At 62.1% G+C, this 20816-nt stretch carries 24 protein-coding genes and 1 pseudogene; 9 read left to right on the forward strand and 16 right to left on the reverse strand.

What is annotated here, in order from left to right; all coding sequences use genetic code 11:
* The 8 genes and pseudogenes from AC1DWA_RS23940 to mftA form a co-directional block, all read right to left on the reverse strand.
* Positions 1 to 256: pseudogene (locus AC1DWA_RS23940) on the reverse strand (HNH endonuclease signature motif containing protein); the annotation flags it as partial.
* A 52-nt stretch (positions 257 to 308) separates the two neighbouring features.
* The gene (locus AC1DWA_RS23945) at positions 309 to 2258 is read right to left on the reverse strand and encodes a mycofactocin system FadH/OYE family oxidoreductase 2 (RefSeq protein ID WP_477847416.1); all 1950 of its coding nucleotides are present in this window, start codon (positions 2256 to 2258) and stop codon (positions 309 to 311) included.
* On the reverse strand, positions 2258 to 3085 hold the full coding sequence (locus AC1DWA_RS23950; protein ID WP_477917129.1) for a mycofactocin-coupled SDR family oxidoreductase: 828 nt from the start codon (positions 3083 to 3085) through the stop codon (positions 2258 to 2260). The genes AC1DWA_RS23945 and AC1DWA_RS23950 overlap by 1 nt, the downstream gene beginning before the upstream one ends.
* Positions 3082 to 5013, reverse strand: coding sequence for a mycofactocin system FadH/OYE family oxidoreductase 1 (locus tag AC1DWA_RS23955; RefSeq protein WP_477847413.1), 1932 nt, complete (start codon positions 5011 to 5013; stop codon positions 3082 to 3084). The genes AC1DWA_RS23950 and AC1DWA_RS23955 overlap by 4 nt, the downstream gene beginning before the upstream one ends.
* A 26-nt stretch (positions 5014 to 5039) precedes the next feature.
* Positions 5040 to 6218, reverse strand: coding sequence for a pre-mycofactocin synthase MftD (gene mftD / locus AC1DWA_RS23960; RefSeq protein WP_020906858.1), 1179 nt, complete (start codon positions 6216 to 6218; stop codon positions 5040 to 5042).
* Between the two features lie 55 nt (positions 6219 to 6273).
* Positions 6274 to 7491 (reverse strand): mycofactocin radical SAM maturase, encoded by a 1218-nt coding sequence (gene mftC, locus AC1DWA_RS23965; RefSeq protein ID WP_003942089.1) that lies wholly within the window; start codon positions 7489 to 7491, stop codon positions 6274 to 6276.
* Positions 7492 to 7567: 76 nt separating this feature from the next.
* Entirely contained in the window at positions 7568 to 7855 is a 288-nt protein-coding gene (mftB, locus tag AC1DWA_RS23970; protein WP_007728309.1) for a mycofactocin biosynthesis chaperone MftB, read from the reverse strand.
* Complete coding sequence (gene mftA, locus AC1DWA_RS23975) at positions 7840 to 7935, reverse strand: mycofactocin precursor MftA (protein WP_063836238.1); 96 nt, start codon at positions 7933 to 7935, stop codon at positions 7840 to 7842. The genes mftB and mftA overlap by 16 nt, the downstream gene beginning before the upstream one ends.
* Before the next feature lie 150 nt (positions 7936 to 8085).
* Between mftA and mftR the strand changes: the two genes are divergently transcribed.
* Complete coding sequence (gene mftR / locus AC1DWA_RS23980; RefSeq protein ID WP_019744253.1) at positions 8086 to 8685, forward strand: mycofactocin system transcriptional regulator; 600 nt, start codon at positions 8086 to 8088, stop codon at positions 8683 to 8685.
* Positions 8686 to 8713: 28 nt separating this feature from the next.
* A complete protein-coding gene (gene mftM / locus AC1DWA_RS23985) occupies positions 8714 to 9547 on the forward strand; it encodes a mycofactocin oligosaccharide methyltransferase MftM (RefSeq protein ID WP_141487538.1) in 834 nt (277 codons plus the stop codon).
* 6 nt (positions 9548 to 9553) lie between these two features.
* Here mftM and AC1DWA_RS23990 read toward each other — a convergent pair whose 3' ends face one another.
* Positions 9554 to 9757 (reverse strand): DUF4287 domain-containing protein, encoded by a 204-nt coding sequence (locus AC1DWA_RS23990; protein ID WP_477847408.1) that lies wholly within the window; start codon positions 9755 to 9757, stop codon positions 9554 to 9556.
* 142 nt (positions 9758 to 9899) lie between these two features.
* Between AC1DWA_RS23990 and AC1DWA_RS23995 the strand changes: the two genes are divergently transcribed.
* Positions 9900 to 10112 (forward strand): TOBE domain-containing protein, encoded by a 213-nt coding sequence (locus AC1DWA_RS23995; protein ID WP_003942061.1) that lies wholly within the window; start codon positions 9900 to 9902, stop codon positions 10110 to 10112.
* Between the two features lie 16 nt (positions 10113 to 10128).
* Here AC1DWA_RS23995 and AC1DWA_RS24000 read toward each other — a convergent pair whose 3' ends face one another.
* Positions 10129 to 10554 carry a DUF6314 family protein gene (locus AC1DWA_RS24000; protein ID WP_019744256.1) on the reverse strand — a complete coding sequence of 142 codons (426 nt, stop codon included), beginning with the start codon at positions 10552 to 10554 and terminating at the stop codon, positions 10129 to 10131.
* Between the two features lie 104 nt (positions 10555 to 10658).
* On the opposite strand from AC1DWA_RS24000, the gene AC1DWA_RS24005 reads away from it, so the two are divergent.
* Positions 10659 to 11135: a MaoC/PaaZ C-terminal domain-containing protein gene (locus tag AC1DWA_RS24005; protein ID WP_060939043.1), complete on the forward strand. Its 477-nt coding sequence runs from the start codon at positions 10659 to 10661 to the stop codon at positions 11133 to 11135.
* A 233-nt stretch (positions 11136 to 11368) separates the two neighbouring features.
* Positions 11369 to 12157: a thioesterase family protein gene (locus AC1DWA_RS24010; RefSeq protein ID WP_416315071.1), complete on the forward strand. Its 789-nt coding sequence runs from the start codon at positions 11369 to 11371 to the stop codon at positions 12155 to 12157.
* A gap of 23 nt (positions 12158 to 12180) precedes the next feature.
* Here AC1DWA_RS24010 and AC1DWA_RS24015 read toward each other — a convergent pair whose 3' ends face one another.
* Together AC1DWA_RS24015 and AC1DWA_RS24020 are read right to left on the reverse strand one after the other, a co-directional pair.
* Positions 12181 to 13851 (reverse strand): ABC transporter permease, encoded by a 1671-nt coding sequence (locus AC1DWA_RS24015; protein ID WP_477847405.1) that lies wholly within the window; start codon positions 13849 to 13851, stop codon positions 12181 to 12183.
* Positions 13848 to 14792: an ABC transporter ATP-binding protein gene (locus tag AC1DWA_RS24020; protein WP_477847403.1), complete on the reverse strand. Its 945-nt coding sequence runs from the start codon at positions 14790 to 14792 to the stop codon at positions 13848 to 13850. The genes AC1DWA_RS24015 and AC1DWA_RS24020 overlap by 4 nt, the downstream gene beginning before the upstream one ends.
* A 68-nt stretch (positions 14793 to 14860) precedes the next feature.
* Between AC1DWA_RS24020 and AC1DWA_RS24025 the strand changes: the two genes are divergently transcribed.
* Positions 14861 to 15355 carry a GbsR/MarR family transcriptional regulator gene (locus AC1DWA_RS24025; protein ID WP_019744262.1) on the forward strand — a complete coding sequence of 165 codons (495 nt, stop codon included), beginning with the start codon at positions 14861 to 14863 and terminating at the stop codon, positions 15353 to 15355.
* Positions 15356 to 15438: 83 nt separating this feature from the next.
* Positions 15439 to 15978, forward strand: a complete 540-nt coding sequence (locus AC1DWA_RS24030; RefSeq protein WP_029536730.1) for an RNA polymerase subunit sigma — start codon at positions 15439 to 15441, stop codon at positions 15976 to 15978.
* On the opposite strand, the gene AC1DWA_RS24035 is transcribed toward AC1DWA_RS24030, so the two are convergent.
* From AC1DWA_RS24035 to AC1DWA_RS24045, 3 genes are read right to left on the reverse strand one after another with little or no spacing between them, the layout of a single operon-like run.
* Positions 15975 to 16658 (reverse strand): MadR family response regulator transcription factor, encoded by a 684-nt coding sequence (locus AC1DWA_RS24035; protein WP_019744264.1) that lies wholly within the window; start codon positions 16656 to 16658, stop codon positions 15975 to 15977. The two genes, AC1DWA_RS24030 and AC1DWA_RS24035, sit on opposite strands and share 4 nt — an antisense overlap.
* Complete coding sequence (locus AC1DWA_RS24040) at positions 16655 to 18046, reverse strand: MadS family sensor histidine kinase (protein ID WP_041815730.1); 1392 nt, start codon at positions 18044 to 18046, stop codon at positions 16655 to 16657. The genes AC1DWA_RS24035 and AC1DWA_RS24040 overlap by 4 nt, the downstream gene beginning before the upstream one ends.
* Positions 18047 to 18104: 58 nt before the next feature.
* The gene (locus AC1DWA_RS24045) at positions 18105 to 19310 is read right to left on the reverse strand and encodes an iron-containing alcohol dehydrogenase (protein ID WP_080910022.1); all 1206 of its coding nucleotides are present in this window, start codon (positions 19308 to 19310) and stop codon (positions 18105 to 18107) included.
* 420 nt (positions 19311 to 19730) lie between these two features.
* Between AC1DWA_RS24045 and AC1DWA_RS24050 the strand changes: the two genes are divergently transcribed.
* Positions 19731 to 20093 carry an RNHCP domain-containing protein gene (locus AC1DWA_RS24050; RefSeq protein WP_020906849.1) on the forward strand — a complete coding sequence of 121 codons (363 nt, stop codon included), beginning with the start codon at positions 19731 to 19733 and terminating at the stop codon, positions 20091 to 20093.
* Positions 20094 to 20108: 15 nt separating this feature from the next.
* Positions 20109 to 20528, forward strand: coding sequence for an RNHCP domain-containing protein (locus AC1DWA_RS24055; RefSeq protein WP_080909955.1), 420 nt, complete (start codon positions 20109 to 20111; stop codon positions 20526 to 20528).
* On the opposite strand, the gene AC1DWA_RS24060 is transcribed toward AC1DWA_RS24055, so the two are convergent.
* Positions 20517 to 20798 carry a hypothetical protein gene (locus tag AC1DWA_RS24060; protein WP_477917131.1) on the reverse strand — a complete coding sequence of 94 codons (282 nt, stop codon included), beginning with the start codon at positions 20796 to 20798 and terminating at the stop codon, positions 20517 to 20519. The two genes, AC1DWA_RS24055 and AC1DWA_RS24060, sit on opposite strands and share 12 nt — an antisense overlap.
* Between the last annotated feature and the right edge of the window lie 18 nt (positions 20799 to 20816).

Below are 20816 nucleotides of genomic sequence, written 5' to 3' on the forward strand. Positions count from 1 at the left end.
CGCCCACAACGGGTTCGAGCATCAACAACCGCGCCAACCCGACCAGCAGACCGCACTCACCGATCTCCAGATTCGTCGAACCGTGCAACCACTGCGCGATCGCCCGAAAACCCTTCCCCCCGAGAACCTCACGGGAAAACATTTCCACGATCAGCAACACCATCCGCGATTGCAACTCGTGCCGGGCGTGCACCAGATCGAGAACCTCACTCTTGAGGCCCTCGCCATCCAGTTGCCACGCTTCCCGACTGTTCATACCGAAAGTTTAATCGAACATACTTTCGAGAACCAGAGACAAAACGGACGACTTATATCGCCAACGCAGCCCGATGCCCCTCGATGACCGCTGCGTGCGAACGTCTCGGAGACAAGGCGTCACCGATGCGAAATATCTCGAAAGAACTTCCCCGCAAGGAGTTCCACAACTCGTCGACAGGTTCCTGCTGTGTCGCGAAGACCACCCAGTCGACCGCGACTTTCTCGACCACACCCGTCGGAAGGTGAACCAAGCTCACCAGCGGCGAGGCTGCAGTGCTCACCGAAGTCACCATCAGATCCGTCCGTTGCACGATCGACTTCTCGAACGCCCGGCGGTTCCACCCCTCGAAATCCAGGGTGATGCTCAGATCTTGGGCAACCACCATGCCGTTGGTCGCGATCGTGACAGCGCAACCTCGATCAGCCAGGAATTCAGCCACCGACGTACCTTGATGGAATCCCAACTCGTCGTATACGAGCACCGTTCCGCTCGGCAGAACCCTGCCGTCGAGAACGTCTCGAACACTTACGACACGCTCTGATCCACCCGCCCACGTTGGGCGCACGGGCCGCGCGCCGGTTGCGATCACTACCACGTCGGGCGCCCTTTCCTCCACAATCGCAAGGTCAGCTCCAACACCCAGCTCGATCGTCACACCGCTTCGGCGACACTCCGATTCGAGATTTCGCGCGAGGTCGGCGAGCTCACGGCGAACCGATACCACCGAGGCGGTAAGAATCTGTCCGCCAAGTCTTCGTTCACGCTCGAACAGCGTCACCGCATGACCTCGCTGGGCCGCGGTGGCCGCAGCTTGCAGGCCGGCCGGGCCGCCGCCAACTACCATCACCGTGCGGCCCCGTCGCCGCGGCATCGGCAGTGGGACCGATTCCCGACCGGCGCGCGGATTTTCGGTGCACCCCAACCAACGCCCCAGACCCATCCGCCCGACGCATTCCTGGTTGCAGGACAGGCAGGTTCGCACCTGTGACGATTGACCGGCACGCGCCTTGTTCACGAAATCCGGATCGGCGATCTGCCCGCGAACTACGCCCACCAGATCGCATACACCGTCCTCGAGTGCAGCTTCGGCTTGCTCCGGCGTCTTGAAACGGCCGACTCCGACGACTGGAAGATCGATGACCTCCCTGATCGCAGACGGGACGAAGTTGGCGTAGCCGGTGGGTACAGCCATCGATGCTTCGACCAGATGCAGTGTTTCCGTGGCCATTCCGACGGTGGTGTTGATGTAGTCGACGTGACCGTCAGCTTCGATCAGTTGGGCGGTGGTTACCGCGTCGGACAGTTCGATGCCACCCCGCGTTCCTTCGTATCCACTCAGGCGCACACCGAGCACACGATCCGGGCCGATGGCCTTACGCAGTACCCCGAGCACTTCGAGAAGGAAACGAGCACGATTTGCCACGCCCCCGCCGTAGCGATCGGTGCGCAGGTTGGTCGAGGGTGCCAGAAACGCGCGCACGACGGACGACTGCGACGCCTGCAATTCCACCCCGTCGAAGCCACCGGCGACGCAGTTGCGCGTAACAAGGGCGAACCCTGCGAGAATCTCGGCGATGTCCGCGTCGTCGACAGCTTTGGGCACCTCGCGGAACAACGGATCCGCAACGGCGCTCGGCGCCAACAGCGGCGATCGCGAATAGGTTCCAGCGCCCTGACCCCCATTGTGGTTGATCTGCGCGAGAATCGACGAACCATGTGCATGAACGGCGTCGGTGATCCGCCGGTATCCCTCGATCGCTTCCGGCCGATAGCCCGCAATCATCTTCTCGTACGGTCGATCCGAAGGATGCGTCGAGTGTTCCTCGGTGATGATCAGACCCGCACCGCCCCGTGCCCGCGCCTCGTAGTAGCTCGCGTGCTGCTCCGTCGGCAACCCGTTCTCCGCGTAATTGGTCAGGTGTGCGGAGAACACGACCCGATTGCGGAGTGTCAGGTTGCCCAGGCGCAGTGGCGCGAAGAGGCGCGGGTACGGCGTCATCAGACCTTGGAGTTTCCCTGATCGAGAGCGATATGACTTGCCGTGACGGTGCGTGAACCGTCACCCGCGAGCCACAGAACGGTATCGGCGATCTCGTCGGGTTCGGCGAACGCGATGTCCGAGAGGATCGGAGTGAAGTTGGGAAGGTACTGCGGAAACTTTGCAAATACCTCGAGCGCGCCCTGGTCGACCCCCATCGGCGTATTTACTCCGTAAGGGTGGATCGAGTTGACCCTGATCTTGTACTCCCCCAGTTCCTTTGCCGCGGCCTGCGTCAGACCGACGAGACCGAACTTGGCGCTCGCGTAGTGCGCCTGTCCGGGCAGCGCCTTGAGTCCGGCCACCGAACTGACCACGATGATCGATCCACCGCGCCCACCTTCGATGATCGCCGGCACCGATGCCTTGAGGGTTTTCCAGACTCCGGTCAGGTTGATGTCGATCAGGGTTTCCCACTGCTCGTCCGACATTTCCCAGAATCGATTCCAGTTGCAGACCCCGGCATTGGCGACCACGATGTCGAGGCGTCCGAACTGCTCGACACCATCCTTGACCACCGCGGTGAGCGCTGCGCCGTCACGGACATCTACCTCGCGAGCGAGGATCTTCCCACCCTCCGCTTCGACCAGACGTATCGTCTCGGCAAAATCCTCGGAAGTTGCTGCGTCGTAAGAATTGTCCGACGCCACCGACGCGCACACGTCGACTGCGRTGATCGCTGCTCCCTCGCGCGCCATCTTGACCGCGTGCGCACGTCCTTGACCGCGCGCTGCGCCGGTGATGAAAGCAACGCGACCTTCGAGCGAACGAACTGAACCCTGTGTCATGAGATAGCCCTCTCTGCAGAATTGAAACTCGTTCTAGTAGTAAACCCTGCAAAGCGCCCTTCGCGGATGGATTCGAGAACAGTTCTCGGGGCAACCGAGTCACCCACCTGGATGTCGGCCGCTTCCTTCAGCGTTTCGTTCGGCAGACGGGGCGAGCAGTCGATCACCACTTCACACTCGAGCTGTGACCGCTCGCCGGTATGAACGTGCTCGACGCAGACGGCCCCTGAGGCGATTTCGATGACACGGGACGCGAGCACCCTGGTGACCCCGGCCTGCTGGATGCGCGTGTTGGCGCCGACCAGATCCCCACTCGCACCGAGCCTCGAACCGACGATGCTGTCCGGGGTCACAATCGAGACGGAGACGCCCTGGACCGCGAGTGCTTCTGCGAGCGCCACCGCGATCGGTCCACCGAGCGGATCGATCAGCGCGACCGGACCCGGCCCCACGGTGGTCAACTTCCCGAAGGCTTCCGACGCATCCAACCACCGAACCGAGTCGTCGACCGGATACGTCGGCGGCCGCGCAGCACTACCGGTGGCAACCACAACCAGCTCGCCCCGACTACGTGCATCACTCAGGTCCTGCGCGTCGACCGCCGCCCCGGTCCGCATCGTCACGCCGCCACGACGGCATTCGTCCTCGAGCCACTGCGCGAGGAGTGTGAACCGGCTGCGGCCGTCACCTCGCGCAAAAGTTCGGATCATGCCGCCGAACTGCGATGAACTCTCGACGAGTGTGACCGAGTGGCCCGCCACCGCCGAGATCCGCGCGGCCTCCATCCCGGCGGGGCCACCCCCCACGACCAGCACGGCTCCCGGTGTCGAAATCTGCTCTCGCTCATCGGGGTCCACCGTCTCGAAACCCGCGCTCGGATTCCCCACGCACGTCACGACCGGGTTGCGAGGATCACGCACGAGGCACGTCTGATTGCAGAGCACACACGGCCGTGGACGATCACCGCGCGCGGCCTTCACGACCAGGTCCGGGTCCGCGATCTGGGCCCTGGTCATCTCGACGAACTCGGCCACTTCCAGCGCTGCACGAGCGTCGGCGATGTCCACGACGCTCCCCTGCACGACAACCGGAATCGAGACCGCGGCCTTGATCTCACGGCACAGATCGAGGTTGAAGTTCGGCGGGCAGTGAAAGTCGGGTCGGTACCCCTCTGACGAATAGAGTCCGCCACGAACGACGACAAGGAGATCGAGTAGTGGCGACAGATCGCGTGCAAAACCGGCGGCGAGATCGGGTGTCAGTCCCGCCCATGGCGCTTCCTCGTCGCAGGACAACCGCAGGGAGACAACGTGGTCCGACCCGACTTCCTCGCGCACTGCCGAGATGATCTCGCGAACAAGGGCAACGCGATCAGTGCCGTATCGGTCTTGCCGAGTGTTGGTCAGACCCGAAAGGAACTGCCGCAGAATGCTTCGAGGACCGGCATCGAGTTCCACTCCGTCCATTCCCGAAGCGATGGCCATTGCCGACGCTTCACGAAAGCCGGCCATCAACTGGTCGATTTCCGGCTGCCCCATTGCCATCGGCAACTCACGCGTCACCGGGTCGGCCACTCTTGACGGTCCCCACAGCACCGACTGGGAGTAGGCGCTCGATCCCTGCATGCCGGTATGACCGAGCCCGGCAAGAACCAGCGTTCCGTACGGAGCACATGCAGCCGCGATCGACTGCCACCCCGGGCCGCATTCCGACGCCAGCGGTGCACGCTCGTACGGCCAGTCGTTCTCCAATACCGAGGCCACTTCGGTGACGACGATCCCGGCTCCGCCCTCGGCGCGGCGCTGGTAGTACGCACGGTGCCGATCGGAAAGCGATCTCCCCACAGCAAGATTGGTCTCATGCGGACCGAAAACAACCCTGGACCGGACGAAGCGTCCGGCCAGGGTTGTGTGTTCGTCGAGTGTCAACTCACAGCTCTATCGGAACCGCAATCTCAGCTGGCGCCCAGTGAGCGCGTGAAGCCTTCCGGGATCACCAGGTCTGCCGGGCTCAGTTCGGTGATGGACGAGTGGCCAAGGCCCATCAGCCCCGAGTCGATGCCCATCCGCATCAGGTCGAGCACGTTCTCGACACCGGCCTGGCCGTTTGCCGAGAGACCCCACAGGTAGGCGCGCCCGAGCATGACGGCCTTGGCTCCGAGTGCTAGCGCCTTGACGACGTCGCCGCCGCGTCGAATGCCGCCGTCGAGAACAACTTCCACCTGATCGCCCACGGCCTCGGCAATGCCCGGGAGCACGCGGATCGGCGCCGGGGTGCCGTCGAGGTTGTTACCACCGTGGTTGGAGACCGAGATAGCGGAGACACCGGCGTCGACAGCTCGCTTGGCGTCGTCGATGCGCATGATGCCCTTGAGCATGAACGGTCCACCCCACTGCTCACGAAGCCAGGCGATGTCTTCCCAAGTCGGAAGCGGGGTCTGCATCCACTCGCCGTACGCGCCGAAGAACGTCGGTGCCGGCTGGCCGGGAGCCGCGAGGTTGGGTGTTGTCAGGTCGGGGATCTTGCCGGTCTTGGCGAACTCCAGCAACCACTTCGGGCGCATGATGCCCTCGGGAGCGAACTGGAACATCGCCTTGAGGTCCATCTTTTCGGGGATGGACGGGCTGCCCCAGTCGCGACCGTACGAGAAGGACCAGTCGGTGGTGATGATCAGGCCCTTGGCACCGGCAGCGCGAGCGCGCTCCATACGCTGCAGGAGCACGTCGCGGCTGCCGACCCAATACATCTGGAAGAAGACCTGCGGGTTGGCCGCGGCAACTTCTTCGATGGACTTGCTGGCGAAAGAACTCAGTCCGATGGCTGTTCCCCGTGCTGCAGCCGCACGAGCTACCGCTACCTCACCGTCGGGGTGCACTGCCTGCACACCTGTCGGTGAAATCATGACGGGCAACGAAATGTCCTGGCCCATAATGGTGGTGGACATCTCGCGCTTGTCCGACAGTCCCGCAGCGTGAGGAGCGAAACCCAGTTCGCTGAATGCCGCGACGTTGTCGTCGACCGTCAGCCCTTTCTCGGATCCTGCCACCAACGCCGCGTACACGGACTTGGGCAACCTCTTCTTCGCACGGCGCTGTGCTTCTGCCACCGTCTCGAAGAAAGCATTCTTAGCCATTGAACTGACCTCTCTGGGGTGCAGCTTTCGCCGCACTGTCGGTATCGCGCAGTAGTTACTGCATTCCCGCAAGCGGGTTTTCGTCACAAATCTTGGCGGGCGGACGCATCATCAGTGTCAGTGGCACCGATGCACGTGGGGTCTTACGTTGACCGGAACGGGAGTGGTCGACGCTGGACTTAGGGACCTCTCCCGCCGACGCCAATGCCATTTCACCGTTACCGATGACGCATTCGGGGTCAGGTCCGTCCATCGGCAGTCCGGTGAAGAACTTGGCTGCCATGCAGCCACCCCGGCAGGAGTCGTAGTGATTGCACTTGCTGCAGGCGCCACCGGTCTGCGGCGAGCGCAGCTCCTCGAACAGGTCCGAGTGCTGCCAGACTTCCTGGAATCCACCGTCTTTCACGATGTTTCCGGCGAGGAACTGCTCGTGAATCGCGAACGGGCATGCGTAGACGTCACCGACCGGGTCGATCAGGCACACGACGCGGCCCGCGCCACAGAGATTGAGACCGGGCAGTGCATCGCCGAACGCGGAGAGGTGGAAGAACGAGTCGCCCGTCAGGACGCCTTCGCCGTTGGCCACCAACCAGTTGTAGAGCTCACGCTGCTGCTCGGGGCGTGGGTGCAGGTCGTCCCACACGTCGGCGCCGCGGCCCGAAGGGCGCAGTCGAGTGATGCGCAGGGTCGCGTCGTACTTGTCCGCGAGAGCCTTGAACTCGTCGAGCTGACTGACGTTGTGCCGCGTGACGACCACCGAAATCTTGGCGTCCTTGAAGCCGGCTTCCTTCAGGTTCGCGAGAGCCCGCTCGGCCATTGCGAACGAACCAGGCCCGCGCACAGCGTCATTGACCTCAGCGGTGGCACCGTCGATGGAAATCTGCACGTCGACGTAGTCACTGGCCGCAAGCCGTGCCGCGACCTTCTTGTCGATCTTCACGCCGTTGGTGGAGAACTTCACGCCAACCTGGTGGTCCGTTGCGTAATCGACGAGCTCCCAGAAGTCGGAGCGTACCGTCGGCTCGCCGCCACCGATGTTGACGTAGAAGACCTGCATACGTTGCAGCTCGTCGATGATGGACTTGCACTGTTCGGTGCTCAGCTCGTTGGGGTCACGGCGACCCGACGACGAAAGGCAGTGCACGCAGGACAGGTTGCAGGCGTAGGTGAGTTCCCACGTCAGGCAGATGGGGGCGTCGAGTCCGAGTTCGAACTGATCGACGAGGCGACCCACCTTGGCGGGCGGAGAGGGCTGTTCAAGAACTGAGGTCATGGCTGCGTCCTCGCGAAGAAATGAAGCGGGCGAACGTGCAGAAGGGCTGTTCCGCACGTGGGGGCGAGCGTCTGGCTCAGACAGGCACGATCATGTGCGAATCGGCGAGAGTGCTCAGCGCGCGGGCATATTGGGGAGCCGCGTCATCTTCGATGCCTTGCGCACGTAGTGCGGACCTGACATCAGGATGGTCTGGCAACGCCTTGACCACCGCAACGATGGTCGTGTTCTTCAGGAACGACAGCTTGCGCGTTCCGAAGTGGTAGAGCAACGCCCCGAAAGGTTCGGGGCGAAGCGCTACCTGCGGGTGGAGTTTCCACCCCGCATCGAGATCCAAAGCAGACACGGTCAGTACACGCCGCACATGCCGTCGATGGAAACTTCCTCAACGAGGGACTCCTCGACGAGGTCGTTCTCGAGCGCCTTGTTGTCACGATCTGACATGGATTCCTCCTGCGGTCGCACTCCGTCTGGAAGTCTGTAGATCAGACTTCCAACCTGGGAGTTGGTGGTCACTAGTGGGACTTCACTGTGACTCGGTTCACCACTGTAATGGCATCGAGTGCAGAATGACACACATGGAGCGAAAAAAGTATGCGTAGCCGCAAGAAACCGTCCGCTCGGATAGGTCGTCGCCCCTCCACAACGAGGGAGGGAATCAGCACGATCGGCATCGAACTGTTCTCCACCGTCGGCTTCAACGAGGTGAGCGTCGACCAGATAGCCGACGCCGCCGGCATCGCGCGTCGGACTTTCTTTCGCTACTTTCCGTCCAAGAACGCCGTCCCCTGGGGCGACTTCGACGGACATCTCGACGAGATGCGCGAGCACCTGGATTCACTGCCCGCTGACATACCGTTGGTCGACGCACTCGAATCCGCATTGTTGACGTTCAACACCTTCCCACCGGAAGAGACTGCGGTACATCGCAAACGAATGGAATTGATCCTCGAAGTTCCGACGCTTCAGGCATACTCTGTGGTGATGTACGAAGGTTGGCGGCAGGTGGTCGCCGACTACGTCGCACGCCGAATGAATCTCGAGCCGACCGATCACGGCCCACGCACGGTCGGCTATCTTCTGCTCGGGGTCGCCATGTCGGCGTACGAACAGTGGCTCACCGACGATTCACTCGAGCTACCGGAACTCTTGAAAACAGGCACGCAGTCCTTGCGGACCGGCATCACCACCTGAGAAGCATCACCACCTGAGAAAGGCGATCATGTCCACCATCACGAACGAACCGGTCCTGGATTCACTGGCACCGTCGACGCCGGGCTTGTGGTCGTTGGGGCATGTCACCGTCGAACGTGTCGATTCCGGTCCGATCTCGCTCGATCGTCGAGGCGGCCGACTCCACGTCAGGCACTCCCTCACTCCCGCCGATCTGAGCGAGCGACTCGTAGCCGGAGTCACCTCGTCGATCCAGGACGCGGAGTTCGGTCAGGACGAATTCGAGTTGACGATGGTCGGACTGGTTCGGTCCACCGTGGACGGCGCTCTCGAATCCTGGACCACCTACTACCGGAACTCCCTTGCCGAACTACTCGACGGCACTGCAGATTTCGCGCCGATTCACGACAAAGCCGAAGAACTGGTTCGCGGTTCCGTACTCGATCTGGGTTCCTGCTTCGGTTTCCTGCCCCTGCGGCTCGCGCGCGCCGGAATGGACGTGACCGCCACGGACATCCTGCCCGGAACGATGATCCTGCTCGACGCGGTAGCCCCCGAACTCGGCATCACGATCGACACGGTGATCTGCGACGCGGGTGAAGTACCGGCACCGGACAACAGCGCCGACACCGTCACCGCAATTCATCTCCTCGAGCACGTCGACGACTCGGTCGGCGAAGCCGTGATCGCGCAGGCACTCCGAATCGCACGTCAACGGGTCGTCATAGCCGTCCCCTTCGAAGACGAAGCCACCGCGTGCCACGGCCACATCCGTACGTTCGATCTCGAGTCACTGCGTGCGGTCGGCCGGCAGACCGGTGTGCCGTTCGAAGTATTCGAGCATCACGGCGGCTGGTTGGTGCTGGATGCATCGGCCGCCTGAAAAGAACTAGCCTTCTTTCAGCGTATGGGCGACAAGTGCATTCGCGTGCCCATGCCCCATCCCGTGCTCCGACTTCAACCAATTCACCAATTCCATATGCTTGGTGAGGTCTGAGCTTCTGATCAGCTCTTGCCACTCACCGATCGGCCGACCGTATTTCTTCTCGATCGACCGAAAATACGACGCCGGGCCTTTCACGGGTTCAGTCATGACCGGAATCTACCTCCACCGCCCGACAATATTCGCGCACCTGCGGTGCCCGCATGTCCGCACCTGCGGAATCGCTGGGTAGATACGCGACCATCGGATTATGGTCGAAGTACACCCACCCCAGAGCACAGGAGTTTCAGAGATGCGACTGTCCACACGAAATCAACTCACCGGCACCATCACCGAGGTCAACCTCGGCACCGTCATGGCAACGGTCAAGGTGAAGTTGGACGGCGGCAACCAGATCGTGACTTCGTCGATCACCCGCGACGCCGCACTGGATCTCGACCTCGAACCAGGCCAAGCTGCAACGGTATTCGTGAAGTCCACCGAGGTGACGATCGGCGTCGAATAACTGGTGATCGCTGCGATCAGGGCCGGGTGAGATGCGTGGTCATCGTGTAGTTCTTGCTCGGCCCCGTCACGGTCCAGACGACCGCCCAAGCCGATCCATCTACTGCAGTGACGTCGATTCGCCCGCGGTAGGTGTCCGCACCGCACAGGTGCTCGACTTCCTCCCCCGGCGCCCAGTCGTGGAACTCTCTGCCGTCTTCGAATGTCACGGCCCATTCGAGGCCGCGCTTTGCAATGAACAGAGTCCGGAACACTGGCAATTCCAGATCGCCGTCACGCAGAGTGCCACTCTCGTACCAGCGCATCCGACCGTCACCGGCGTCGGAGATAGTGGTCTCGCCGAAGACATGCTTGGTGGAACCGGAAAGGCGGTCGACGATGTCGCGCTCGAAGTGCCACGTTCCTGCCAGCGCCCTCGGCTCGATCTTCGCGTCGTCAACCATGTGACGATTCTAGTGACCCTGGACAAGGACTTGCGAAGGAGCCGAACGCACTGCGTGGAGTATGTTCCGAGTACACCCGGAACACGCAGGAGATTCACACAGACATGAACGATTCGGCCGCCCTTCACCAACGCACAGTGTTCGCCGAAGATCTCGAGATCGGCCAAGTGATCCCATTGGGCTCGTATTCGGTGACCGAAGAGGAGATCGTCGAGTTCGCAACCCAGTGGGATCCCCAGTGGTTTCACATCGACAAGGAAGCCGCCGGGTCCGGGGTCTTCGGCGGGTTGATCGCCAGCGGGCTGCACACCCTGTCGATCTGCCAGAAGTTGGTGGTCGACAGTCTCTACGACCAGTGGAACGTGATCGCCGGAAAGTCCATGCGCGACGTGAGCTTCCTACGTCCACTTCGCCCCGGTGACACCCTGAGCGGAAAGGTCACCGTCGACAACGTCGTGTTCGACAATCGCGCGCGGGGATTGGTCACCATCACAGCGAAATTGGTCGACGCACACGGCAATCGCGTTCTCGACGTAGTCACTGACGCCTACCTGCACTGTCGCCCGACTCGCGGACAGTGAATTATCGGTAAATTCCGCACCGCATTGTCTGAATTGCCGTACTTTCAGTGACGTTGCGACGCAACAGTACCCATCCCCGCAAACAGGAGTTCCTCACACATGAGCAGCCTCGGCGAGATCAATCCTCTCGGCATTCTTCAGATCCTCATCTACATGCTCTTCGGTGGGTCGTCCAGCACTCCCGAGTAGACCCTAGCTTGCCATAGCCATAGTCAGCACCTAAGGTGCTGGCTATGGCAATTAATAGTCAGGCGTCCGCGACGATAGCGCCGTCGACCGACGCAGCGTGTCATCACACCGAATTCGACTCCAGCTGGCGGAGTTTCGACGGCATTCAGGGCGGACTCGCCGTTGCACGGATGCTGCGAGTGGCTGCCGACGCGTCCGGAGCCGAACCTCTGGCAGTCACGGCGCACCTGGACCGCCCCGTCCCTCCGGGGCCGGCCGAGCTGACTGTCGACGATATGCGGGGCGGGCGGACCGTCAGTTGCCACGTCACGCTGACCGGTTCGGGATCCGCTCTCGTTCGGCTAGCCCGCGACACAGGAGGCACAACGATGTCCGCCCCTGTCGCCGAACCGACTCCGGCCGACCCGTCAACCCTGCCGCCGCTGGAGATCCCGGTGGATTTTGTGCCGTTCTCCCAGCACCTCGACATCCGGCCGATCAATTCCGCGAGGCCGTTCGCCGGTGGCGACTCCCCGGAATTCGACGTCTGGATCCGATTGCTCACAGACCTCGATTTCACGGCCCAAGAGCGCGCCGCGGTCCTTCTCGACGCGCTTCCGCCCGGATTGTTCGCGACACTGACGATGCCCGTGGCTATACCCACTATCGAGTTCACCGCGCATTTCACACCGGAGCACCTCACGGCAGATCCCCAATCACTGTCACCGTGGTATCGCCTACGCCACGGGACCGCCTGGGCGACAGACACTCTCTGTGTTGACGAATCCGAACTATTCGACTCGACCGGACGGCTCGCTGCTCGGGCTCGCCAGCTTCGTCGAATTCTGGGTTGAACTCCCAATTGAGTTCAGCCCTACTACCCCTGGAGGTCGCGACGACGGAACGCAACAAGCGATGCTGTCGAAAGCACTACTGCCACAACGATCATTGCCAGCAGCGGTAGAACTGTCACTGGCTCGGCGGGGGCACCCGGCACGTGGGTGAAGGGTGACAGATCCAGCACTAACTGTGGAAGCTTCAGCAACGTTCCGAGTTGCCCGAGCACGATGCATGCCGCCAAGATTCCCCAGGAGAGCGCCGACGCGTACGTCGGAAACAGTCCGAAAGCCAACGACACCAACCCCACGACTACAAGCACCGCGGGTAGATAGGCCAAGGCGGCGCCAGTCATCCGGAGTGTGTTGCCGCCGACGTCATCCGTGACGAGCCCGAAGGCAAATCCGGTGAAGGCACCCATCAAGACGTGCGCGAGGATCACCCCACCCACAACCACACCCAGGTGGGAAAGCATCCACCTCCACCGCGACAAAGAGGTTGCCAGCAACGGTTCGAGCCGTCCCGATGTTTCCTCACCCCGCATCCGGAGAAGACTCTGGACCGAATATGCCGCGATGACAATCGAGGTGAGACCGAGCGCAGTGGCCAAGTACGAATCCACCAGATCCGTACCGCCGCCACCGAGTTTCTCGAACATCTCCGCGGTTTGCTGCGACGATCCCACCATCGCGTCGATCTCGTTGCCCACAGCGCCGTAGGCGAACCCGAGAATGACAACGGCAAAGATCCACCAGAACATCGTCATTCGCTGCATGCGCCACGCCAGGCCCCAAGCCGACGGCAACCACGATGCTGCGGTCGGCGGGCCGGGCCGGGGCTGTACGAGCCCCGCTCCCTGATCACGATGGCTGATGAGAACAAACGCCACCATCACGTGCACAACCGCAAATCCGATCAGCAACAACAGGATCCACCAGGCGTCGTCGTCGAAAGGTCTGATCTGTTGCGCCCATCCGATCGGCGAAAGCCACGACAACCAACCGCTCACCACGCGAGTTCCGTCGTCGACGACCGTACTGTTCACGTCGCCGATCGCGCGCAGCATGAAGGCAACACCGATCGCGGCACCCGCCAGACCGTTGGCCGTACGAGCACCGTCGGTGATCTGCGCAGTCACCGCCGCCACGCCGGCAAACGCGATTCCGGCCCCACCTATCGAGGCACCCAACGCGAGCGAACCAAACACCGGCAAACCGACGGCGATCGATCCCAGCGCAATTCCCAATGTCAGAACCAGGTTTGCACCGACCGTGACAATCAGTGCGGACGTCAGAAGCGCTCGCCGACCCACCACCGCAGCACCGATCATCTCGGCACGGCCGGTCTCCTCGTTCTGTCGTGTATGACGAACCACCGCAAGGGTGCTCATCAATGCCGCCACCAACGCGAACACGAGCACCGACTGACTGGCGACTATCGCGCCCTGCGAATCGCCGGACACGATTCCGTTGGTCGCCAGCGCCACCGGCGATACCGCAGAACTGACTGCGATGTTTCGTAACTCCTCGGGGGTCGAGTACAGCCCGGTCACACTGGCGACAACCAGCAGCATGAACAGGACGATCGAGATGACCCACACGGAAAGCTGAATTCGGTCCCGTCGCAAAGCCAACCGGACCAGTCGGCGCGTGCCGGTGAATTGACTTGCCGAGGCCGGTACCGGTGGAGCGGCCTCGACAACAACGGTCATGGCCGTACACCGGTCTCGGCTCGCAGGTGGACCGAAGTCTCCCTGGCGCGCTCGTCACCGTAATGACGCAAGAAGAGTTCTTCGAGTGTCGGCGGAGTGGAAGTGAGCGCCACGATTCCGAATCCGACCAAGTACGTCATGAGTGGTCCGAGTTGCGCGCTGTCGACTTCGCAGGTGACGTGGTTACCGTCGATCACCGCGTCGTGGACCCCGCCGAGCCCGTCGAGTCCGTCGAGTCCGCCGATCTGGCGCTGTGTCTCCGCCGAGATGGACGTGCGCGTGAGATGCCTGAGTTCGGACAGCGTTCCCTCTTCCACCGTCCGCCCGTCGCGGATGATGCTCACGCGATCGCACAGCGCTTCGGCCTCGGCGAGGATGTGGCTCGACAGCAGGACCGTCTTTCCGGCGTGAGCCACCTCTTCGACGCAGTCCTGAAACACCGCTTCCATCAACGGGTCGAGCCCCGATGTCGGTTCGTCGAGTACGTAAAGGTCGACGTCGGACGAAAACGCCGCCACGAGTGCAACCTTCTGCCGATTACCTTTCGAGTACGTCCGCGCCTTCTTGGTCGGGTCAAGTTCGAAGCGATCGAGCAACTCGCTGCGGCGTTTTCGGTCCAAGCCACCGCGCAGACCCGCCAACAGATCGATAGCCTCCCCGCCGGTGAGGTTGGGCCACAGATTCACGTCGCCAGGCACGTAAGCGAGACGTCGATGCAAGGTAACAGCGTCTCGCCACGGATCGCCGCCGAGAACAGTTGCGTCTCCGGAGTCCGAGCGGAGCAGGCCGAGGAGCACCCGAATAGTGGTCGACTTTCCAGAGCCGTTCGGTCCCAGGAATCCGTGCACTTCACCCGCTGAGACTTCGAGGTCGAGGCCGTCCAGCGCGCGGGTGGTACCGAAGGTCTTGACGAGGCTTTTCACTGAAATTGCCGCACCCATGAATTTGACCGTACGCCGATTTCACAAATGTGTGAAGATAGAAAAGAAGAAAAGATCGAAGGGTTCCGATGACCGACACCAGCCACACCGTTGCACCGGACGAGAGCCGACATTTTGTCGAACGACTCTCACTCGTTCTGAGCGACATGGGTTTTCCGCCGATGCCTGCCCGCGTGTGGGCCGCGTTGATGACCAGCGAGACACCCTCGTCCACGCCAGGAGATCTCGGATCCCGATTGGGAGTGAGCCCCGCCGCCATTTCCGGAGCAGTCAGATACCTCCAGCAAGTCGGATTGATCGAGCGAGTGGCCGTCCCCGGATCGAGGCGTCAGCACTACTGCGTCAGCGTCGACATGTGGGCCGACGCGTTTGTCACGAAACAATCGTCCCTCTACCAGGTCTCGGCAGTTGCGGACGAGGGCATTCGGGTCCTCGGTGAAGGCACTACGGCCGGCGATCGTATGGAAGATCTGCGCGACTTCTTCGACTTCATGGCCGCGGAAATGCCGCGCATGCTCGCGGACTGGCGCTCCCAGCGAAAAGACAGGACACCTGGAAGGTAACTTCAGGTTTACCCGCATTTTCGGTGGGGTACCTCAATTCTCGTTCCAGCATGATGAGGTGCGCTGTACCCGAGGAGTTGTTGATGAAGCTGTCGATCAGGGGCGCGAAGACTTCACCGACGCCACCCTCCGCACGAACCGCTTCACCCGAAACCTGTGAACAATCGATTTCCTTGAACCGCAACGCCGCCGGGGCATTCGCCGGCGATCATCACGCACTGTCGAAACTCCTGGCCCGATTGCACCCTCGCGTCGTTCTCTACTATCGCGCCAGGCTTCTCGGGACGCCTGTCGCAACATTCGCCGACGATCTCGCCCATCAATGCACCCTGGACGTCGTCACACGCATGTCCGAAACGATCTCGGCCGACACACGCATCGAGAACTTCGCCTACGAGTTGGCCTCGCAACGGATTGCGTCAATTCCGCAGTCACGCAACATCGACGGACAATTCAAACGCCCACGTCGCCTCACCGACGACCAACGTGAGGTCCTGGTATTGCGAATCGCAGTGGGTCTGACTGCCGAGATGACCGCGTCGACTCTGCTCACAACTCGATCGAGCGTGCTCCTCGTACAGCATCAGGCGCTGCGCGCCTGGGCGGTCTCCGAGCGGAGCTAGATCAGACCTTGCTTACTCGCGGCGTAGACGGCCTCTGCTCGCCGACTCACCTCGAGTTTGCGCATGATGTTGCTGACGTGGAACTTGACCGTGGTCGGCGAGATGAACAGTCGCTCACCGATCTTGATGTTGGACAAGCCGTTTGCGAGCAGTCTCAGTACTTCGAGTTCACGATCGGTCAATCGTTCTTTGGATGACGACTGCCCGTTGAGCGATCGGACGACAGCCGATGCGCTGCGAGAATCGAACGCACTCTCACCCCGCGAGACCGCCCTGATCGCACGTACCAATTCGGTGGTGTCGACGTCTTTGACGACATAGCCGCGAGCACCCGCGTGTACCGCTCGCACCACCAGTTGATCGTCGAGAAAGGTGGTGAGAACCAACAGTCCGAGCCCGGGATGCGCCGTAGACAACTGGCCACAAAGGGTCAGTCCCTCGTAGTCGGAACTGGCGGAGAGTTTCAGATCCATCAAGACGATGTCCGGGCCCACCTTGTCGACCACGGCAAGCGCCTCGGCGAGAGACGAAGCCTCCCCCACGATCTCGAGGTCGCTTTCGCGCTCGAGAACCGAGCGGAGCCCTTGCCGCAAAATTGCATGGTCGTCGACCAGGACGATTCGAACCAATCCCTGAACCGGCGATGCTCCGCGGGTGATGACGGGACGCGCAGTGGTCATGATTCCTCGCTCTCGATTTCAGTGGTGGAGCAAAGATTGTCGACATCCGCCTGGAGCGGAAGTGCCTGTGGCAGTGGTAGTGGCAGTCGCACGAGAATCTGAATTCCACCGATCCGCGCGCGCCGAACTTCGAGCGCACCACCCAACTCGAGAGTTCGTGTCTGCATGTTCGCCAGTCCGCGATGACGGCCGTCGACGTCGTTGGTGGCTGCGAGTTTGAGGATCAGACGCATCCGCGCAGGGTCGCCGTCACCGTCGTCGGAAACCGACAGCAGCACCGTATCCGCTCGATAGGTCAACCGCAGGACCGCTCGACACGCATGGGCATGCACCGCAACATTGAACAGTGCCTCCCCCGCGATCCGCAGAAGAGCGTGTTCGGCATCGCCTGGAAGCTCGGTCGGGGTGCCGCCGACGCGAACGCTGACCGCCAACTCGTCCGGCATGTGAACCACGCCGAGCTGCTCGAGCATCTCGGGCAGCGACGTCCGGTCCGCGTCCGAGGAATGATTGAGCGCGTAGATCGCCGAGCGAAGCTGCTCGACCGCCCGCCTGGTCAAATCCTTTGCCAAGTCCAGTCTTTCACTGCGTTCCGCCTCCGGGATGTCGCTCCGGCAGACCTCGATCTGCATGCCGGCCGACAACACAGCCTGTGTCACGCTGTCGTGAAGTTCGCGGGCGATCCGGTGCCGTTCGTCGTCGACCACCTGGTGCCGGTGAGCCACTCCGAGTTGACGCTGCGTGGACTCCAATTCGCTGTTGCGCACCGCGAGGTCGGCTGCAGTGCGATTGGCCTCCGCATATGCGTCTTCGGCTCGTTCGAGCAGTAGTTGTCCGCGCTGGTAGAGCGCCGAGTTCTGCAGGGCCACAGCAGTCTGGCTGGCCAGAATGCTGAGCACGGCTCCGTCCGTCGTATCGAGTGTCCGGTTAGCCGGCGTCCAGGCAGCAAAGGCGCCGACCACACCGCCGCCGAGCACGATCGGCACAAACGCGTAATGAGCGTCGATCACCGAGTTTGATTCGATTCTTCCGCACCGGATGTCGTCGAGGCATTCGACGACATCCTCCGGAAGGGGTGGCCCCTCCACGTTGTCCACCAGAAAAGGGGTGGCGTCCGGGCCGAGAACCAATCGCCGTGGTCCGGCGTCGGGCAATGTTCCGTCGGCCAAGGCGAAGACTATCCAGTTGGCACTCAGATGAGCACGGGCGGCTTCCGCGACCGCGCAAACGAGGGTTTCCGGCCCCTCGACGGTCCGCACCAAAGCCCGCGAGATCAATTCCAACGCATGCACGACGCGTTCGAGACGCTCGGCAGCGCCGCGGTACTGCGGATAAAACGAACTCTTACCCGAACGTAATCCGGTGAGCCGCGACAGGTCCGCGGTCATCGTCTGCACCGCTTCACCCTGCACCGCATCACCCTGCACCGCATCACACTGTCCCTCTTCACAACGCACCTCGGAACAACGCCACCATCTGCTCCTGCGTCGCTTCCCTGGGATTGGTGGACATGCAGGCGTCGAGCAACGCGAAGCTGGCAAGTCGACTGAGGTCTTCCTCGCGAACACCCAACTCCCCCAGCCCCTTCGGGACCCCAACCTCCCGGGCAAGACGTTCGACCCGGTCGGCCACCGCCAGCGCTGCTTCCTCCGGGGTGCCGTGCTGTTCAGGAAGGCTCAGCGCCGCAGCGATGGCAACAAAGGGGGCAGCATCCGTCGTGGAATTGAATCGGATGACGTGGGGCAACAGAATTCCGTTGATGACGCCGTGCGGCAGGTCGAGCATGCCGCCCACCTGATGGCTCATGGCGTGCGCGGCTCCGAGTATCGCGTTGGTGAACGCCAAACCGGCCTCGAGACTCGCCTGCGCCATCACCGATCGAGCTTCCATCTCCATCGGGTCCTGGATCGTGTTCACCAGATTCTCCGTCACGAGGCCGACTGCGCGGAGCGCGTGATGATCGGTCAACGGATTGTGCGCCAGTGAGACGAAGGCTTCGATTCCGTGCGTCAGTGCGTCCAATCCCGTTGCTGCATTGAGCCACTCGGGCATCGTCGTGAGCAACCGCGGATCGATGACCGTCACATCTGGCACGAGGGCACGGCCGATGATGGTGATCTTGGTGCCGCGGGTCGTGTCCGTGACGATGCAGAACTGCGACACGTCAGCGCCGGTGCCGGACGTGGTGGGAACCATCACCAACGGCGGGATCGGTTTTGTCGCCTGATCGACACCCTCGTAGTCGAGTATGTTGCCGCCGTTGGCAGCGAGGACGGCTACACCTTTTGCCGCGTCGATGACGGAACCGCCACCGAGCGCGATGATGACGTCGCACTCGCCTTCCTGGTACACCTCGAATCCGGCCGCGATCTCGAAGTCCTTGGGGTTGGGCGTCAGCCCTGACCACACTGTCGCGGTCAAGCCCTGCTCCGTGAGATGGTCCTCGAGTTCGCTGACCCATCCCGCGTCGATCAAGCCGGGATCGGTGACCAGAAACGGGCGGAACCCGCCGAACCGCAGAGTCGCGTGTGCTGCCTCGACCAGGGAACCGATACCGAAGACGATCTCGGGGGCGTGAAATTTGACCAGTCGAGCAGCAGTGCCGCGGCGATGAACACCGTGGTTCACAGCATCCGGATATGCCACGGACACGACCCCACTCTCCTCTCGCGCGGCACCGAGATCACCGCTTCGCGAATTCCCAGCTCGCTCGCCCGAGCACCAACTGGTGTGATCCACCTTACAAGTGCTGGCCCCGAGCCTACGCGGACAGCAGTCGGGGCACACCCACCGAAGGAGAGGCACTTACCTACCCGTTCGGGCAGGTAGTCGTCGCCGGAAAATAGATGGCGCGGCAATCAGGTCCCGTTGTACTTTCGGTTCTGGCCAGAGCGGCCCGTAGTACCGATCCAGAAGGTGTTTATGACCCAGCCCGCGCCGAGCGCGCCTCTCGTCCCTGCACTGCCGGCAACCTCGAGGGTCACTTGCTGATCCCCGAAACGACGGACTGACAGCCGCGAGGCCACTCGGCCTGCTCCTACCTGCTTTGTTCACTCAGCTAGGAGTTCTCCAGTGCCTCAATCACACAATTCCATCTCGAAAACCGACACCTTCTCGTGCATTCAGTGCGGACTCACCGTCATGACCTACGACCCCGATGGTGATCGCCGAAACCACTGCCCCAGTTGCCTGCATTCCCGACACCTGTTCGACCAGGTGGAAGGTGGACCGTCGGACTGCGGAATGCGGATGGCCCCCATTTCGATCGCGGTGCTGCGAAGCGGCGATTGGATGATCATCCACCGCTGCGCACAGTGCCTCGAACTCACCTCCAACCCCGTAAGCCGTGACGACAACCAGTTGTTGTTGATGAGGATGGCGGTGCGGCCGCTCGCACAACCACCCTTCCCGCTCGAAGCCTTCGGCGACTTGTGAGGGGTGAGAAAGCAGATGCCACGTAGGAATCCCAGCACCCGCGCGCGGCGGGCACCGCAACGGACCAAGCACGTATTGCACGGAATCGGCGGAGAACAAGGATCGAGCTTCCGTTGTCTCGCATGCCGTTTGGACATCTCCATTGCGGCACCGGGTACCGCTCATCGGAACCACTGCCCGAACTGTCTGGCAAGCCGCCACGTCGATGGTCGCGTTCCGGGCGACCGAGCACAACAGTGCAGAGGTGCCATGGCGGCGCTGTCCCTGTCGGTACGGCAGGACGGTGAGTGGATGCTCGTTCACCAGTGCATCGAGTGCAATACGTTGAAAGTCAACAGGATCGCCGGCGACGACAACGCCCTGGTCTTGCTGCGGTTGGCGCTACGCCCCTTGGCGGATCCTCGACTGGGCTCGCGCGCGTTGCTAGCGCTCTGATCGATCGCCCGGCGTAATCGCCGTCGGTCCGAGGACCAGTCCCGAATACAGCCACGGAGCAGGTTCTGCCGGAAAGAGGTCCATGAATATGGGCCCGGTGTATGTCGGCTCGGCAAACGGCTCCCGATAGGACCCGCCGGTGAGAATATGAGGTGATGCCAACGAGTTCCACCACCACTGAAACACGCCGAGCGCCACCAACCCACACACGGCGCCGAGCACTGTCAGCGCCGCGATCGGCCGCCAGATCGATCCCCTGATTTCGGACATGAGATCAAACTAGTTCAC

The sequence above is a fragment of the Rhodococcus sp. P4_F3_2 genome, from assembly GCF_056401335.1.